The 15,892-nt window shown below is 62.8% G+C and carries 11 protein-coding genes and 1 tRNA gene; all 12 read left to right on the forward strand.

Annotation, left to right across the window (positions count from 1 at the left end; all coding sequences use genetic code 11):
- Positions 1-2: 2 nt before the first annotated feature.
- The 12 genes from nuoF to Lysil_RS11295 all read left to right on the forward strand — a co-directional run bounded on the left by nuoF (position 3) and on the right by Lysil_RS11295 (position 15,887).
- Entirely contained in the window at positions 3-1,364 is a 1,362-nt protein-coding gene (gene nuoF / locus Lysil_RS11240) for an NADH-quinone oxidoreductase subunit NuoF (RefSeq protein ID WP_103075658.1), read from the forward strand.
- Positions 1,361-3,598 (forward strand): NADH-quinone oxidoreductase subunit NuoG, encoded by a 2,238-nt coding sequence (gene nuoG, locus Lysil_RS11245; RefSeq protein WP_103075659.1) that lies wholly within the window; start codon positions 1,361-1,363, stop codon positions 3,596-3,598. The genes nuoF and nuoG overlap by 4 nt, the downstream gene beginning before the upstream one ends.
- Positions 3,595-4,674, forward strand: a complete 1,080-nt coding sequence (gene nuoH / locus Lysil_RS11250) for an NADH-quinone oxidoreductase subunit NuoH (protein WP_103075660.1) — start codon at positions 3,595-3,597, stop codon at positions 4,672-4,674. The genes nuoG and nuoH overlap by 4 nt, the downstream gene beginning before the upstream one ends.
- Complete coding sequence (gene nuoI / locus Lysil_RS11255) at positions 4,671-5,159, forward strand: NADH-quinone oxidoreductase subunit NuoI (protein ID WP_103075661.1); 489 nt, start codon at positions 4,671-4,673, stop codon at positions 5,157-5,159. The genes nuoH and nuoI overlap by 4 nt, the downstream gene beginning before the upstream one ends.
- Positions 5,160-5,166: 7 nt before the next feature.
- Positions 5,167-5,799, forward strand: a complete 633-nt coding sequence (locus Lysil_RS11260; RefSeq protein WP_103075662.1) for an NADH-quinone oxidoreductase subunit J — start codon at positions 5,167-5,169, stop codon at positions 5,797-5,799.
- Complete coding sequence (gene nuoK, locus Lysil_RS11265) at positions 5,799-6,110, forward strand: NADH-quinone oxidoreductase subunit NuoK (RefSeq protein WP_103075663.1); 312 nt, start codon at positions 5,799-5,801, stop codon at positions 6,108-6,110. The genes Lysil_RS11260 and nuoK overlap by 1 nt, the downstream gene beginning before the upstream one ends.
- Positions 6,111-6,121: 11 nt before the next feature.
- Positions 6,122-8,185: an NADH-quinone oxidoreductase subunit L gene (gene nuoL / locus Lysil_RS11270; protein WP_103076037.1), complete on the forward strand. Its 2,064-nt coding sequence runs from the start codon at positions 6,122-6,124 to the stop codon at positions 8,183-8,185.
- Positions 8,186-8,190: 5 nt separating this feature from the next.
- Positions 8,191-9,714 carry an NADH-quinone oxidoreductase subunit M gene (locus Lysil_RS11275; RefSeq protein ID WP_103076038.1) on the forward strand — a complete coding sequence of 508 codons (1,524 nt, stop codon included), beginning with the start codon at positions 8,191-8,193 and terminating at the stop codon, positions 9,712-9,714.
- The gene (gene nuoN / locus Lysil_RS11280; RefSeq protein WP_425477164.1) at positions 9,711-11,174 is read left to right on the forward strand and encodes an NADH-quinone oxidoreductase subunit NuoN; all 1,464 of its coding nucleotides are present in this window, start codon (positions 9,711-9,713) and stop codon (positions 11,172-11,174) included. Before Lysil_RS11275 ends, nuoN begins: the two co-directional genes overlap by 4 nt.
- Positions 11,175-11,486: 312 nt before the next feature.
- Positions 11,487-14,615, forward strand: coding sequence for a TonB-dependent receptor (locus tag Lysil_RS11285; protein ID WP_103075665.1), 3,129 nt, complete (start codon positions 11,487-11,489; stop codon positions 14,613-14,615).
- A gap of 109 nt (positions 14,616-14,724) precedes the next feature.
- A tRNA-Met gene (locus Lysil_RS11290) sits at positions 14,725-14,801 on the forward strand.
- Positions 14,802-14,918: 117 nt separating this feature from the next.
- Positions 14,919-15,887 carry a glucokinase gene (locus Lysil_RS11295; protein WP_165782476.1) on the forward strand — a complete coding sequence of 323 codons (969 nt, stop codon included), beginning with the start codon at positions 14,919-14,921 and terminating at the stop codon, positions 15,885-15,887.
- Positions 15,888-15,892: the final 5 nt, after the last annotated feature.

The raw sequence follows: 15,892 nt of genomic DNA on the forward strand, positions 1-15,892 counted from the left end.
CGATGTCGGGACACAGCCACTACAGCGAAGGCTACGGCCCGGTCGGTCCGGCGCCGCAGGAACACAACGTCGTCTACACGACGCTGCATTTCGACAAGCCCTGGAGCTACGAGAACTATCTCAAGACCGGCGGTTACAGCGCGCTGCGCAAGCTGCTGGAAGAGAAAGTGCCGCCGGCCGATGTGGTCGAGATGGTCAAGGCTTCCGGCCTGCGCGGTCGCGGTGGCGCGGGCTTCCCGACCGGCCTGAAGTGGAGCTTCATGCCCAAGGGTCCGGGCCAGAAATACATGCTGTGCAACTCCGACGAATCGGAACCCGGCACGGCCAAGGATCGCGACATCCTGCGTTTCAATCCGCACTCCGTGGTTGAAGGCATGGCGATCGCCTGCTACGCCACCGGCGCGACGGTCGGCTACAACTACCTGCGCGGCGAATTCCATCACGAACCGTTCGAGCATTTCGAGGAAGCGCTGCGCGAAGCCTATGAACACGGCTGGCTCGGCAAGAACGTGCTTGGCAGTGGTGTCGACATCGACATCTACGGTGCGCTCGGTGCCGGCGCCTACATCTGCGGCGAAGAAACCGCTCTGATGGAATCGTTGGAAGGCAAGAAGGGCCAACCGCGCTTCAAACCGCCGTTCCCGGCCAATTTCGGCCTGTACGGCAAGCCGACCACGATCAACAACACCGAAACCTATGCCTCGGTGCCGGCGATCATTCGCAACGGCGCCGAGTGGTTCGCCAATCTCGGCAAGCCCAACAACGGTGGCCCGAAGATCTTTTCGATCTCCGGCCAGGTCAATCGTCCCGGCAACTACGAAATCCGCCTCGGCACGCCGTTCGCGGACTTGCTGGAGATGGCGGGTGGCGTTCGCCACGGGCATCGCCTCAAGGCGGTGATTCCCGGCGGTTCGTCGATGAAGGTGTTGAAGGGCGAGACCATGATGGGCCTCACCATGGACTACGACGCGATCCAGAAAGCGGGATCGGGCCTCGGCTCCGGCGCGGTGGTGGTGATGGACGAAACCGCCTGCATGGTGCGCGTCTGCCATCGCATCTCGCGCTTCTATTTCAAGGAATCGTGCGGCCAGTGCACGCCGTGTCGCGAAGGCACCGGCTGGATGTATCGCCTGCTCAGCCGCATCGTCGACCACACCGCGACGATGGACGATCTCTACATGCTCAAGGCTTCGGCCGGGCAGATCGAAGGCCACACCATCTGCGCCTTCGGTGAAGCCGCGGCGTGGCCCGTGCAGGGCTTCCTCGCCCAGTTCTGGGATGAATTCGAATATGCCATCGTCAACAAGCGTTTCCTGGTCGATGACCAGCGCGCCGGCACGGTGATCGAGAAGGTGGCGGCATGAGCGCACAACCGCAGCCGGTGAACCCGAACCTGCCGCCCGACCACGTCACCGTGTTCGTCGATGGCGTCGAGATCGCCGCGCCCAAGGGCTCGATGATCATCCAGGCCGCGGACAAGGCCGGCATCCCGGTCCCGCGTTTCTGCTATCACGACAAGTTGGCGATCGCCGCCAACTGCCGCATGTGCATGGTCGATACCGAGCTTGGCGGCCGGCCCGCGCCGAAGCCGTCGCCGGCCTGCGCGACGCCGGTGGCCGACGGCCTGAAAGTGTTCACGCGCAGCGAAAAGGCGCTGAAGTTCCAGCGCGACGTGATGGAATTCCTGCTGATCAACCATCCGCTGGATTGCCCGATCTGCGATCAGGGCGGCGAGTGCGAACTGCAGGACGTGGCGATGGGTTACGGCCGTTCGGTCAGCCGTTTCGTCGAGCGCAAGCGCGCGGTGCCCGACGAGGATCTCGGTCCGCTGGTCGCCACCGAGATGACCCGTTGCATCCAGTGCACCCGTTGCGTGCGTTTTACTGGCGAAATCGCCGGGACGTACGAGCTGGGCGGCATGTATCGCGGTGAGAACCTGCAGATCGGCACTTTCGACGGCAAGCCGTTGATGACCGAACTGTCCGGCAACGTCATCGACGTCTGCCCGGTCGGCGCGCTCACCAACAAGGTGTTCCAGTTCCAGGCACGCCCGTGGGAGCTGGTCGCGCGCGAATCGCTGGGCTATCACGATGCGCTCGGCAGCAACCTGTTCCACCACGTGCGTCGCGGCGAAATCCTGCGCAACGTGCCGCGCGACAACGAAGCCGTGAACGAGTGCTGGCTCTCGGATCGCGACCGCTATTCCAACCAGGGCCTGTACGCCGAAGATCGCGCCCACGTGCCGATGGTCAAGGAAGCCGGTGAGTGGCGCGAAGCAAGTTGGGATGAGGCGCTGACGAAGGCGCAGTCGATCCTCTCGGCGAATCGCGGCGACGCGCTCGGTGTCCTCGTGCATCCGGCGACCAGCAACGAGGAAGGGCTGGAACTCGCGGCGCTGGCCGATGGTCTCGGCTCCGCGCATATCGACCATCGCATCCATGCGCTCGATCTCTCCGATGGCGCAGTGGCGCAAGCGTTCGAGGCGTCGGTCGCCGATATCGAACACGCCGATGTCATCGTCATCGTTGGCAGCAACATCCGCCACGAAGTCCCGCTGCTGCACGCCCGCGTGCGCAAGGCGTGGACGCGCGGCGCGAAGATCCATGTCGTCAATCCGGTCGATTTCCACTTCACCTTCGAGACCGCCGGCAAGCACATCGTGCCGCCATCGCAAGTGGCTGCGGAATTGGCCAAGGTCGATCTCGGCGATGCCAAGGCGCCTGTGGTGATCGTTGGTGGCGTTGCCGAACGCGGCGTGCACGCCAGTGCGATCCGCAAGGCCGCACGCGAATTCGCCGCAGTGAAGAACGCGAAGTTGTGCCGCATTCCGCAGGGCGCCAACGCACTCGGATTGACCCGTGCTGGCGTGTTGCCGACGGGACGCGATGCGCTGGCGATGCTGCGCGAACCGCGCAAGGCCTACATCCTCCATGGCATCGAGCCCGGCCTCGATTTCGCTTATCCGGGTCTCGCCGCGCGTGCGCTCGCCGATGCCCAGGTGGTGGCGTTCACTAGCTACGCCTGCCAGTCGACGCGCGCTGTCTCCGACGTGATCCTGCCGATTGGCGCGTTCCCGGAAGTGCAGGGCAGCCTGACCAATCTCGACGGCCGCGAACAGCACAGCCAGGCCGCCGGCAAGCCGCCGCGCGATGCCCGTGAAGGCTGGCGCGTGCTGCGTGCGCTCGGTGGCGCGCTTGGCATCGCCGGATTCGATTTCACCGATTTCGACGGACTGCGTGCATCGCTCAAGCCGCGCGAGGTGACGGTGAAGCCGGGTGCAGCAGTTGGCGCCAGCGGCAGCGGTCTCGAAGTCGCCGCGTCCGATGCCATCTATCGCGTCGATGCGGTGACCCGTCGTTCCGCCGCGCTGCAGGCGCATCCGCTCAATGTTGGTCCGCAGGCGGTATTGCATCCGCAGACCGCCACTGCAGTCGGCTTGGTCGAAGGTGGCACTGGTCGCTTCACCACCGGTGATGGCACCGCGTCGCTGCCAGTGCGGCTGGATGCCGGCGTCGCGCCCGGTTGCGTGTGGATCGAACGCGGTTACGGCGCCACGGCGCCGATCGCCGCCGCCGACGTGGAGGCACGCCCGGCATGAACCACTACGTCCAACAATTCCACGACTGGCTGGCCGGCTTCGGCGCCATCGGCGTGCTCGCATGGCTGATCCTGTTGATCCTGCTGATCGCGGTGCCGGTGATCATTTCGGTGGCGTTCTACGTGGTGTGGGAACGCAAGCTGATCGGCTGGATGCACGTCCGCCATGGCCCGATGTATGTCGGCTTCGGCGTGTTCCAGGCCTTCGCCGACGTGTTCAAGCTGCTGTTCAAGGAAGTGATCCAGCCGAGCAGCGCCAGCAAGTTCCTCTTCATCCTCGCGCCGCTCATCACCCTTGCGCCTGCGTTCGCGGCGTGGGCGGTGATTCCATTCGACGACAAGCTGGTGCTGGCCGACGTCAATGCCGGGATGCTGTACCTGTTGGCGATGACCTCGCTTGGTGTGTACGGCATCATCCTCGCCGGCTGGGCCTCGAACTCGAAGTACGCCTTCCTCGGCGCGATGCGTTCCGCCGCGCAAGTAGTCAGTTATGAAATCGCGATGGGTTTCGCGCTGGTTGGCGTGCTGGTCGCCGCTGGCAGCCTCAACCTCACCGATATCGTGCACGCGCAGGCCGGTCGTTTCGGGCTGTTCAACTGGTACTGGTTGCCGTTGCTGCCGCTGTTCCTGATCTACTTTATTTCGGGCGTTGCCGAAACGAACCGCGCGCCGTTCGACGTGGTGGAAGGCGAGTCGGAAATCGTTGCCGGCCACATGGTGGAATATTCGGGATCGCAGTTCGCGCTGTTCTTCCTCGCCGAATACGCCAACATGATCCTGGTGAGCTTCACCACCGCGCTGTTCTTCCTCGGTGGTTGGCTCAGTCCCTTGCATGGCTTCGGCATTCCGTTGCTGTCGGCCGATGGCTGGTGGTGGCTGCTGGCCAAGGCTGTCTTCTTCGCCAGCATCTTCATCTGGTTCCGCGCCGCGTTCCCGCGTTACCGCTACGACCAGATCATGCGGCTGGGCTGGAAGGTCTTCATCCCCATCGCCATTTTCTGGATTTTCGTGACGGCGCTGATGGCGTATTACGGCCTGCTTTCACCGAGCACGATCGCCCACGGAGGCCAGGCATGAGTCGCGTTGCTGCCTATCTCAAGAGCCTGTTGTTGCTGGAATTGGTGCGTGGCATGGGCCTCACCTTCAAGTACATGCTGAAGCCGAAGTACACGGTCATGTACCCGATGGAGAAGATCCCGCAGTCGCCGCGTTTCCGCGGCATCCACGCGCTGCGCCGCTACCCCAACGGCGAGGAACGCTGCATCGCCTGCAAGTTGTGCGAAGCGGTGTGCCCGGCGCTGGCGATTACCATCGACTCGCATCGACGCGAGGACGGCACCCGTCGTACCACGCGCTACGACATCGACCTGTTCAAGTGCATCTTCTGCGGCTTCTGCGAAGAGAGCTGTCCGGTCGATTCCATCGTGGAAACGCATATCCACGAGTACCACATGGAAAAGCGTGGCGAGAACATCCTGACCAAGCCCATCCTGCTGGCCATCGGCGATCGTCTCGAGGCGGAAATCGCCGAACGCCGCGCCGCCGACGCCCCTTACCGTTGAGGACGACATGGACTTTCCCCTGATCGCCTTCTACTGCTTCGCGACACTGGCCGCCGCCGCCGCACTCGGCGTGATCGCCGTGCGCAACCCGGTGCATGCCGCGCTGTTCCTGGTGCTGACATTCTTCTCCGTCGCCTGCACCTGGATCGTCGCCGGTGCCGAATTCCTCGGTGTCGCGCTGGTGCTGGTCTATGTCGGCGCGGTGATGGTGCTATTCCTGTTCGTGGTGATGATGCTCGATCTCGACACCGACCCGATGCGCGAAGGCTATGTGCGCTATCTGCCAATCGGTGCACTGGTCGCGTTGATCATGCTGGTCGAGATGTTCATGGTGATCGGCGTGCGATCGCGCCTGCTGCCGTTCGCCGAGGCCGCGCCAGCCGATGCCGGCTCGCCGAACGCGGTGTGGCTGGCGCGCGCGCTGTTCACCGATTTCCTGCTGCCGTTCGAAGTCGCGGCGGTGATCCTGACCATCGCGGTGATCGCGGCGGTAATGCTGACCTTGCGCCAGCGTGGTGGCACCCGCACGCAGAAGCCGGCCGACCAGGTCCGCGTCAAGGCGGGCGACCGCCTGCGCATGGTGAAGATGGCGGCGGAACTGCCACAGGCCGCCGAAGCGACCCCGGAGGCGAAGGAATGATGACCACGCTTGGCCTCGGCCACTACCTCGCGCTGGGCGCGGTGCTGTTCTGCATCGCGATCGCCGGAATCTTCCTCAATCGCAAGAACGCCATCATCCTGCTGATGTGCATCGAACTGATGCTGCTGGCAGTGAACATCAACTTCGTGGCGTTCTCGCGCGACATGCACAACGCGACCGGCCAGGTCTTCGTGTTCTTCATTCTCACCGTGGCCGCCGCCGAAGCGGCGATCGGACTGGCGATCCTGGTCACGTTGTTCCGCAACCGACGCACCATCAACGTCGGTGAACTGGATTCGCTGAAAGGGTGACCGGCAGCATCATGGATATTTCGACCACCCAACTCCTCGTCATCGTCCTGGCCCCGTTGCTGGGATCGATCCTCGCTGGCCTCTTCGGCAAGTTCATCGGCCGCAGTGGCGCCCACGTCGCCACCATCCTCGGCGTCGGCATCAGCTGCGCGTTGTCGATCGGCGTGCTGTGGAAACTGCTGCACGGCGCGCCCGTGGTGAACCAGGATCTCTACACCTGGTTCGATGTCGGCGGCCTGCAGGCGCATGTCGGCTTCATGGTCGACAACCTGACCGCGATGATGATGGTCGTCGTCACCTTCGTCTCGCTGCTGGTGCACATCTACACCATCGGCTACATGGCCGACGACGACGGTTACCAACGCTTCTTCAGCTACATCTCGCTGTTCACCTTCAGCATGCTGATGCTGGTGATGAGCAACAACTTCGTCCAGCTGTTCTTCGGCTGGGAAGCGGTGGGCCTGGTCTCGTACCTGCTGATCGGCTTCTGGTTCAAGCGCCCGACGGCGATCTTCGCCAACCTCAAGGCGTTCCTGGTCAACCGCGTCGGCGATTTCGGCTTCCTGCTCGGCATCGCGGGCATTGTCGCCTGGGTGGGTACGCTCGATTACGCGACTGCGTTCCAGCACCTCGATAAACTGCAGGGCACGGTGGAAGTGTTCCGTGGCCATCCGTGGTCGATGGCGACCTTCGTGGCGATCTGCCTGTTCATCGGCGCGATGGGCAAGTCGGCGCAGGTGCCGCTGCATGTGTGGCTGCCGGATTCGATGGAAGGCCCGACACCGATCTCTGCGCTGATCCACGCCGCGACGATGGTGACCGCCGGCATCTTCATGGTCGCGCGCATGTCGCCGATCTTCAATCTGTCGCCGGTCGCGTTGAACTTCATCCTCTTCATCGGCGCCACCACCGCGTTGTTCACCGGCCTGATCGGTATCGTCCAGAACGACATCAAGCGCGTGATCGCGTATTCCACGCTGTCGCAGCTCGGCTACATGACGGTCGCGCTCGGCGTCTCGGCGTATTCCGCCGCGGTGTTCCACCTGATGACGCATGCGTTCTTCAAGGCGCTGCTGTTCCTCGCCGCCGGCAGCGTGATCATCGGCATGCACCACGAGCAGGACATGCGCCGCATGGGTGGCCTGCGCAAATACATGCCGATCACCTTCTGGACGTCGTTGATCGGTACGCTGGCTTTGATCGGCACGCCGTTCTTCGCCGGTTTCTACTCCAAGGACAGCATCATCGATGCCGCCAAGGAACACGCGCTGGAGCAGGGCGGTTTCATTGCCCAGTACGGCTATTACGCGGTGCTGCTGGGTGCCTTCGTCACCTCGTTCTACAGCTTCCGTTTGCTGTACCTGACCTTCTTCGGCAAGGAACGCTTCCGCGACGTCGCGCACGATCACCATGACGCGCATCACGACGATCACGCGCACGGTCACGACGACCACGGCCATGCGCACGAACCGCACGAATCGCCATGGGTGGTGACGTTGCCGCTGATCCTGCTGGCGATCCCGTCGATCGTGATCGGCTATCTCACCATCGGCCCGATGCTGCATGGCAAGACCACGGGTGGCGAGGAAGCGGGCAAGTCGTTCTTCGACGGCGCGATCCAGTTGCCGGCGCATGGCGTGATGGGCAAGCTCGGCGAGGAATTCCACGGATCGTTGCAGATGGCCTTGCATGGCTTCACCCAGGCGCCGTTCTGGCTGACGCTCGCCGGATTCCTGCTGGCGACGTGGATGTACCTGCTGAAGCCCGAAGTCGCCGCCAAGGCGCGCAAGACCTTCGCGCTGCCGGTGCGCATCCTCGAGGACAAGTACGGCTTCGACAAGCTGTGGATCAATGGATTCGCCGGCACCGGACTGCTGCTCGGTCGTGCTTCGCGCTGGTTCGACAGCCGCGTCATCGACGAACACATGGTCAACGGTGCGGCCCGCGATACCCTCGATATCGCCGCCGCGATTCGTCGCATGCAGACCGGATATCTCTACAGCTATGCCTTCGCGATGATTGTCGGCCTGATCCTGTTGCTGGCGTGGCTCATCAAGACGGGCGCCGGAGCATGACCGCGATGACCCACATTCCTTTCCTCAGCCTGTTGATCTGGCTGCCGATCCTCGGCGGCGTGCTGACCCTGTTGATGGGTGGCCAACGTGCCAATGCCGCGCGCTGGCTGGCGACCCTGTTCGCGGCTGCGACCCTGGTTGCGAGCATTCCGCTGGTCGGCAACTTCGATTACGCCAACGGCGGCCTGCAGTACGTCGAGCAATGGGCGTGGATCGATGCCTATCGCATCCAGTACCACCTCGGTGTCGACGGCATTTCCGTTGCGTTGATCGTGCTGACCACCATCACCAGCCTGTTGGTGCTGATCGGCGCTTGGGGATCGATCGATCGCAAGGTCAACCAGTACTACGCACTGTTCTTGATCCTCGAAGGCTTGATGATCGGCGTATTCAGCGCCCAGGACGCGATCCTGTTCTACGCCTTCTTCGAAGGCATGCTGATCCCGATGTTCATCCTGATCGGCGTGTGGGGCGGGCCGCGTCGTGTCTATGCCGCGGTCAAGTTCTTCCTCTACACCTTCCTCGGTTCGGTGTTCATGCTGATTGCGCTGGTCTACCTGTACCTCAAGTCGGGTAGCTGGCAGCTTGCCGATTGGTATGCATTGCCGCTGACGGCGAAAGAGCAAACGTGGATCTTCTTCGCCTTCCTCGCCGCGTTCGCGGTCAAGGTGCCGATGTTCCCGGTGCACACATGGTTGCCGGATGCGCACGTCGAGGCGCCGACCGGCGGTTCGGTGATCCTGGCGGCGATCATGCTGAAGATCGGTGGATACGGCTTCCTGCGCTTCAGCCTGCCGATCGCGCCGGATGCCAGCGCCGAATGGGCGTGGCTGGTGATCGCGTTGTCGCTGATCGCGGTGATCTACGTCGGCCTGGTCGCGCTGGTACAGGACGACATGAAGAAGCTGGTGGCGTATTCCTCGGTATCGCACATGGGCTTCGTCACCCTCGGCATCTTCGTCGCGGTATTGCTGGCGCGCTCGCAGGGCGCGAATGGCGCCGGCACCCAACTGGCGCTGCAAGGCGCGATGGTGCAGATGATATCGCACGGTTTCGTCTCCGGTGCGATGTTCTCCTGTATCGGCGTGATGTACGACCGCATGCACACCCGCATGATTCGCGATTACGGCGGCGTCGCCAATACCATGCCGTGGTTCGCCGCCTTCATGGTGCTGTTCGCGATGGCGAATTCCGGCTTGCCCGCGACCAGCGGTTTCGTCGGCGAATTCATGGTCATTCTCGGCGTGTTCCAGCAACATCCGCTGATCGCTGTCGCTGCCGCGACCACGCTGGTGATCGGCGCCGGCTACACGCTGTGGCTGGTCAAGCGCACCATCTGGGGCGAAGTCGCCAACGCGCATGTCGCCGCGCTGAAGGACATCAACCTGCGCGAAGCCTGCGTGCTCGGCGTGTTCGCACTCGGCGTACTCGCCATCGGCCTTGATCCCAAGCCTCTCACTGATCTGATGGCACCGGCCTTGCAACACCTTGGCAGCCAGATCGTCGCCAGCAAGCTCACCGGACTTTGATGATGGGCACTCTCTCGACTTTCAATCCCGCCGAGCTCTGGCCGCTGCTGCCGGAACTGGTGATGGTCACCGGCACGTTCGCGTTGCTGGTGCTCGATTTGTTCGTGTCGCCACGCCGCAACGGCATTGTCCATGCGCTCGGCTTCGTGCTGTTGCTGGCGGTGGCCGCGCTGTGCGTTGCCGGCTGCGGTGGTCACGGCACCGTGCTCAACGGCATGTTCGTGCGCGACACCCTGGCCGACCTGATGAAGGGCGGCATCCTGCTGGCCTCGGCGCTGGCCTTCGTCTATGCGTGGCCGTTCCTGCGCGAACGCGGCTTGTACAAGGGCGAAATCACGCTGCTGATGCTGTTCGCCACGCTCGGCATGATGTTGCTGGTTTCGGCCGGCAGCCTCGTGATGGTCTATCTCGGCCTGGAAATGCTGGCGCTGAGTTCGTATGCGCTGGTGGTCACCGATCGCGACAGTCCGGTCGCCTCGGAGGCTGGCATGAAGTACTTCGTGCTCGGTGCGCTGGCCTCGGGCATGTTGCTGTTCGGCATGTCGCTGATCTATGGCGCCACCGGCACGCTCGACCTTGCCCAGATCAACGCCTCGGCGCAGGGCGGTGGTGCCCACTGCGACCTGCTGCTTGCCGGCACGGTGTTCGTCGTTGCCGGCATCGCCTTCAAGTTCGGCGCCGCGCCATTCCATATGTGGTTGCCGGATGTGTACCAGGGTGCGGCCACGCCGATCACGCTGTTCATCGGTTCCGCACCGAAGATCGCCGCGCTTGGCATGGCACTGCGATTGCTCGATGGTGGTTTGTCGCCTGTCAGCGATCGCTGGCACGTGATGGTAGCCGCGCTGTCGGCGTTGTCGCTGATCGTCGGCAATTTCGCCGCGCTGATGCAGACCAACCTGCGGCGCATGCTGGCGTATTCGACCGTCTCGCACGTCGGCTTCCTTCTGATGGGCGTCGCTGGTGGTGGCGCGGAAGGCAACGCAGCGGCACTGTTCTACGCATTGATCTATGCAGTGACGTCCGCCGCGGCGTTCGGGTTGATCACGCTGATGGCGCGCAAGGGCTTCGAAGCCGACGAGATCGACGACTACAAGGGCCTGGCCTCGCGCCAGCCGTTGATGGCGGCACTGATCCTCGGCGTGATGGCGTCGCTGGCCGGCGTGCCACCCTTCATCGGCTTCTTCGCCAAATTGACCGTGATCGAAGGTGCGCTCAACGGTGGCCTGTTGTGGCTCGCCATCGTCGGCATCATTTGCGCGGTGGTCGGTGCGTTCTACTACCTGCGCGTGATCAAGGTGATGTATTTCGATCAGCCGGTCGAAGGCGCGCACCCGATGCTCGCGCACGACGAGGGTGGGGTGAAGTGGTTGTTCATGGTGAATGCCGGTCTGCTGCTGGTGCTGAGCATCTTCCTGCAGCCGTTGATGGCCTGGTGTCGAAGCGCGTTCGGCGCGTGAGCCGGCTGTGACCGTGGTCGGCACGCATAGCGTGTGCCGGCCTTTTGTCTGATGTGGTGTCTTGAGCGCGGATCGCGAGGGCGATGTCTTGCCGCGATCCGGCCGAACTTGCGCGCATGAATGTTGCGTTGCAACAACACGCTGCCGAATCTTTGAAGCCAAAAAGCAGGCAGCGTAACGCTTGTGTCGTAGATCCGTTGACAGCTGTGTCGATCATTTCGCCGATTATTTCTGAATTGTTAATGCAATCTGTAGACTTCCGGGCCGAAATCTCCCGTTTTCCGGGAATCCGACCGCTAGAAGGATCCACACATGTTGCATTCACGCCACCGCTCCATCCGTCCCCATGCCTTGGCGCTTGCCTTGGCCATCGGCTTTGCAGGCAATCTCCACGCCCAGTCCAACATCACCGGCAGCATTTTCGGTACCGCCGAGGCTGGCGCCACCGTCGTTGTCGAGAACAAGGACACCGGCCTGACTCGCCGCATCACGGCAGATCAGAGCGGCCGCTACCAGGTCAGCGCGCTTCCCAACGGCACCTACAAGGTGACCGAAGAGAAGAACGGCGCGACGATCGCCACCCGCGACAACATCGCAGTCAATATCTCCAGTGGCACCGAAGTGTCGTTTGCCGCGACAGCCAAGTCGGGTAACGAGCTCGGGACGGTGACCATCACCGGTTCCGGCGGCGCCGGCATCGATACCAGCCAGACCGATACCCGCACGGTGCTGTCGGCGGACCAGTTGAACAAGATTTCGGTCGCCCGCGACATCGCCAGCGTCGCCCTGCTTGCGCCGAGCGTGGTTGCAAACGACAGCTACAAGTCGGCGAACGGCGTCACCGTGCCGAGCTTCGGCGGTTCCGCGTCGTCCGAGAACGCCTATCTGATCAACGGCTATGCGGTCACCAATCCGCTGACGTCGATCGGCTTCACCACGCTGCCCTTCGATGCGATCGCCCAGCAGCAGATCCTCACCGGCGGCTACGGCGCCGAATTCGGCCGTTCGACCGGCGGCGTGATCAACGTCGTGTCGAAGCGTGGTTCCAACAAGTGGAAGTTCGGCGTCTATACGATGTGGGCCCCGCGCGAGACGCGCGCCACGGCGCGTGACCGCTACTACCCGGTCACCGGCTTCTACAACCCGACGACCTATCCGGCCACGCCCGCACGCCAGACCGATGGCACGCTCGACCTGTATCGCAAGGCCAACAATTCCTGGTCGACAACGGTCGGTGGCTACGTCAGCGGGCCGATCATTCCCAACAAGCTGTTCGTCTATGCGGATGTCGAAACCACCCGCGAGCAGGGGCAGCTGGTGAATTCCGTTCGCCTGGATTCTCCGGGTTCGAATGCACAGCTGGGCGGCTGGCGCCAGTACCGCAATGACTATCCGCGTGGCCTGGTCAAGCTCGACTGGAACGTCAACGACAAGAACACCCTGGAGTTCACCGGTGTTGTCGATGATGCCAAGTACGACACCGATGGCTACAGCTTCAACTATGCCGATGACTCGCATGGCACCACGCAGTACAACGGTCCGCTGAACCGCGATCGCAGCCGCCTGTACATCGGCAAGTACACCGGCTACCTGACCCAGGACATGACCTTGTCCGTCCTCTATGGGCAGCAGAAGATCAAGCACGACCAGGACCTGTTCGGTTACAGCGACGCTTGCCCGCGCATTGCCGCAGCTGCGGCGAACCGTGCCCCGTCCGTGCCGTCGGCCAATTACAACGGCTGCCAGATCTACAACGCCGCGATCTTCATGCCGGGGCGCCAGCGCTTCGACAACACCAACGGCGGCCGCATCGACTTCGCATGGCATCTCGGCAGCCACGACCTGCGCGTGGGTTACGAGCAGCAGACGGCGACTTCGTACACCAATTCGCAGCAGCCGGGTGGCTACATCTGGAATTACCTGTGGCAGTCGAATGCCGGTACGGCGGTCGATGCTTCGCATGGCGTCGCGTCGCCGGCGTCGGGCGGACAACTGGGCACCACCGGCTACTACGTCAGCCGTGTCGTCCAGACGCGCCAGGCCGAAGTCAAGACGGTCCAGAAGTCGCAGTACATCGAGGATCGTTGGCAGATCGGCGATCGCTTCCTGTTGTCCCTTGGTCTTCGCAACGAACAGTTCACCAATTACACCGCTGCCGGGCAGCCATACATCTCCCAGAAGAAGCAGCTGGCACCGCGCATCGGCGCGGCGTGGGATGTGTTCGGCGATTCCAGGTTCAAGGTGTTCGGCAATGCAGGTCGCTACTATCTGGCGCTGCCGAACAATGCGGCCGTACGCGGTGCCGCTGCCTCCATCAACACCAACGAGTACTTCACCTACTCGGGCGTGAATGCCGATGGTTCGCCGATCAACCCGGTTGCGATTGCGGTCGATCCGTCGAAGGGTGGCGTGTGCCCGAATTCGAACCTGGTGTCCGCAAACCTGGAATGCGGTATCCCGCCGAATCCGTTGACCACCACCGCGAAGAACATCAAGGGCCACTACCAGGACGAGTTCATTCTCGGCTTCGAAGCTGCAGTGGCGGACCATGTTTCGATGGGCGCCAAGCTGACGTCGCGCATCCTGCGCAGCGCGATCGACGATACCTGCACGCCTGCCCTGGGAGGCAAGTGCCGCAACTTCAATCCTGGCGTGGGCAACGCGTTCTACCTTGAACAGCCCGACGGCAGCCTGGCGTTGCGCTATTTCACCGCGGCTGAACTCGGTTTGCCGAAGCTGAAGCGTACCTATCACGCACTTGACCTGTTTGCCGAACACGCGTTCTTCAACAAGTGGTACGGCAAGGTGGAGTACACCTTCTCCAAGAACATCGGCAATACCGAAGGCCAGCTCGCTTCCGACCTGGATATCGGCGCCGGTGGTCAGGTGGACGTCTCCCGTACGCAGGATTGGGATCTCCCGCAGTTGATGGTTGGCGCCTACGGCTTGTTGCCGAATGACCGCACCCATCAGTTGAAGGCGTTCGGCTACTACCAGTTCACGTCGCAATGGCGCGCCGGTGGCTCGATGATGTTTGCTTCGGGGCGTCCGCGCAGCTGCACCAGCTTCTACCCGACGGCTGACAAGGGTCTGTACAACGGTTCGTACTACTACTTCTGCGGGCTGGCAGGCTCCGGCACTCCGGTGGGTTCCACGGGCTATGCACCACCGTCGGCGGATTATCGCTACGCGCCGCGCGGTACCTACGGGCGTTCACCGAATTCGTTCCAGCTGAATTTGAACGTTGCGTACATTCCGTCCTGGGCCGCAGGCAAGTTGACGCTGCAGGCCGACCTGCTCAATGCGTTGAATCGCCAGAACGCGGGTTCGTACAACTACCGCTACTCGGCCAACCGCACCCAGGCCAGCCAGACCTATGGGCAGGAACTGAACTATGCGGCACCGCGTTACCTGCGACTGACCGCGCGTTACGATTTCTGATCGAAACGGTCGTGGTGCAACGAAACCGCCGGGGAAATCCGGCGGTTTCACTTTGGGGAACATCCGGGCTTGCAACAAGTTCCGCGGCGCGTCATAATGGTCGGCCTGGTGCGGGGTGGAGCAGTCTGGCAGCTCGTCGGGCTCATAACCCGAAGGTCGCAGGTTCAAATCCTGCCCCCGCTACCAACAGCAAGATGAGAACGGCGTGCCGCGAGGTGCGCCGTTTTTCTTTGTGTCGAAATGCAATTGGATCGATCCAAGTAAGGTAGGATCGCGGGGAAAGAAATCCGGGATCGATCGCCAGTGACACGTACCGACAATGTCGAATTCCTCGCCGCAGACATTGGCGGAACGCATGCCCGGGTGGCGCGCGTTGCATGCCGTGATGGCCGCATCGTGGTGCTGGAACAGCACGTGGCGCAGGTATCGGGGACGCGATCGCTCGCCGCCTTGCTTGAACATCGACGGTCATCGATCACCCATGCCGCGATCGCGGTGGCCGGTGTCGTCAACGACGATGGTGACGTGTTGAGCGAGAAGTTGCCGTGGCCGATTTCGGCGTCGCGCGTTGCGAATGAAGCCGGGCTTGCACACGTTGGCCTGGTCAACGATTTCGAAGCAGTCGCACATGCCATCCCGCATCTGCGCGAGGCATCGTTGACGCACGTGTGCGGGCCCGTTGGTGTTGCCGGAAAAACCGCACTGGCGCTGGGGCCGGGCACCGGCATGGGTTCGGCATTGCGGCTGGACGATGGCCGGGTCATTCCCAGCGAGGCCGGACACGCGGCATTGGCAGTCGGAACACCACGCGAATGCGATCTCCTGCGTTGGCTGCTGCAGCAACGCAGTCATGTCGACAACGATCGCGTGTTGTCCGGCCCGGGCCTGCTGGAGGCTTACCGCGGCCTGTGCTCCATCGATGCCGTGACGCCGCTCCACGCGTCGCCTGCCGATGTGGTCACCGCGGCTTCCACCCGATCGGACCGGCATGCGCTGGAAGCCGTCGAACTGTTCTGCGCGATGCTCGGAAGCTTTGCCGGTGATCTCGTCGTGACCTTCAATGCCGATGCTGTCTATCTCGCCGGTGGCGTGGCCGCGCACGTCAAACCGTTCCTGCTCGATGGCGGCTTTGCGAAGCGCTTCGTCGACAAGGGCGTGCTGCATCCGATGATGGAGCGCGTGCCGGTCTGCTTGGTGGAGGAGCCGCATCTCGGCGTGATCGGCGCGGCGGCGTGGTACCTCGAACGGCACGATCTATTCTCATTCCCCTGATACAG

The organism is Solilutibacter silvestris, assembly GCF_002895945.1.
GTDB classification, from domain to species: domain Bacteria; phylum Pseudomonadota; class Gammaproteobacteria; order Xanthomonadales; family Xanthomonadaceae; genus Solilutibacter; species Solilutibacter silvestris.

What these genes read in the sequence shown, in the direction of transcription:
- nuoF (WP_103075658.1), top strand. Translation starts at nt 3, where the DNA reads ATGTCGGGACACAGCCACTACAGCGAAGGCTACGGCCCGGTCGGTCCG.
- nuoG (WP_103075659.1), top strand. Translation starts at nt 1,361, where the DNA reads ATGAGCGCACAACCGCAGCCGGTGAACCCGAACCTGCCGCCCGACCAC.
- nuoH (WP_103075660.1), top strand. Translation starts at nt 3,595, where the DNA reads ATGAACCACTACGTCCAACAATTCCACGACTGGCTGGCCGGCTTCGGC.
- nuoI (WP_103075661.1), top strand. Translation starts at nt 4,671, where the DNA reads ATGAGTCGCGTTGCTGCCTATCTCAAGAGCCTGTTGTTGCTGGAATTG.
- Lysil_RS11260 (WP_103075662.1), top strand. Translation starts at nt 5,167, where the DNA reads ATGGACTTTCCCCTGATCGCCTTCTACTGCTTCGCGACACTGGCCGCC.
- nuoK (WP_103075663.1), top strand. Translation starts at nt 5,799, where the DNA reads ATGACCACGCTTGGCCTCGGCCACTACCTCGCGCTGGGCGCGGTGCTG.
- nuoL (WP_103076037.1), top strand. Translation starts at nt 6,122, where the DNA reads ATGGATATTTCGACCACCCAACTCCTCGTCATCGTCCTGGCCCCGTTG.
- Lysil_RS11275 (WP_103076038.1), top strand. Translation starts at nt 8,191, where the DNA reads ATGACCCACATTCCTTTCCTCAGCCTGTTGATCTGGCTGCCGATCCTC.
- Lysil_RS11285 (WP_103075665.1), top strand. Translation starts at nt 11,487, where the DNA reads ATGTTGCATTCACGCCACCGCTCCATCCGTCCCCATGCCTTGGCGCTT.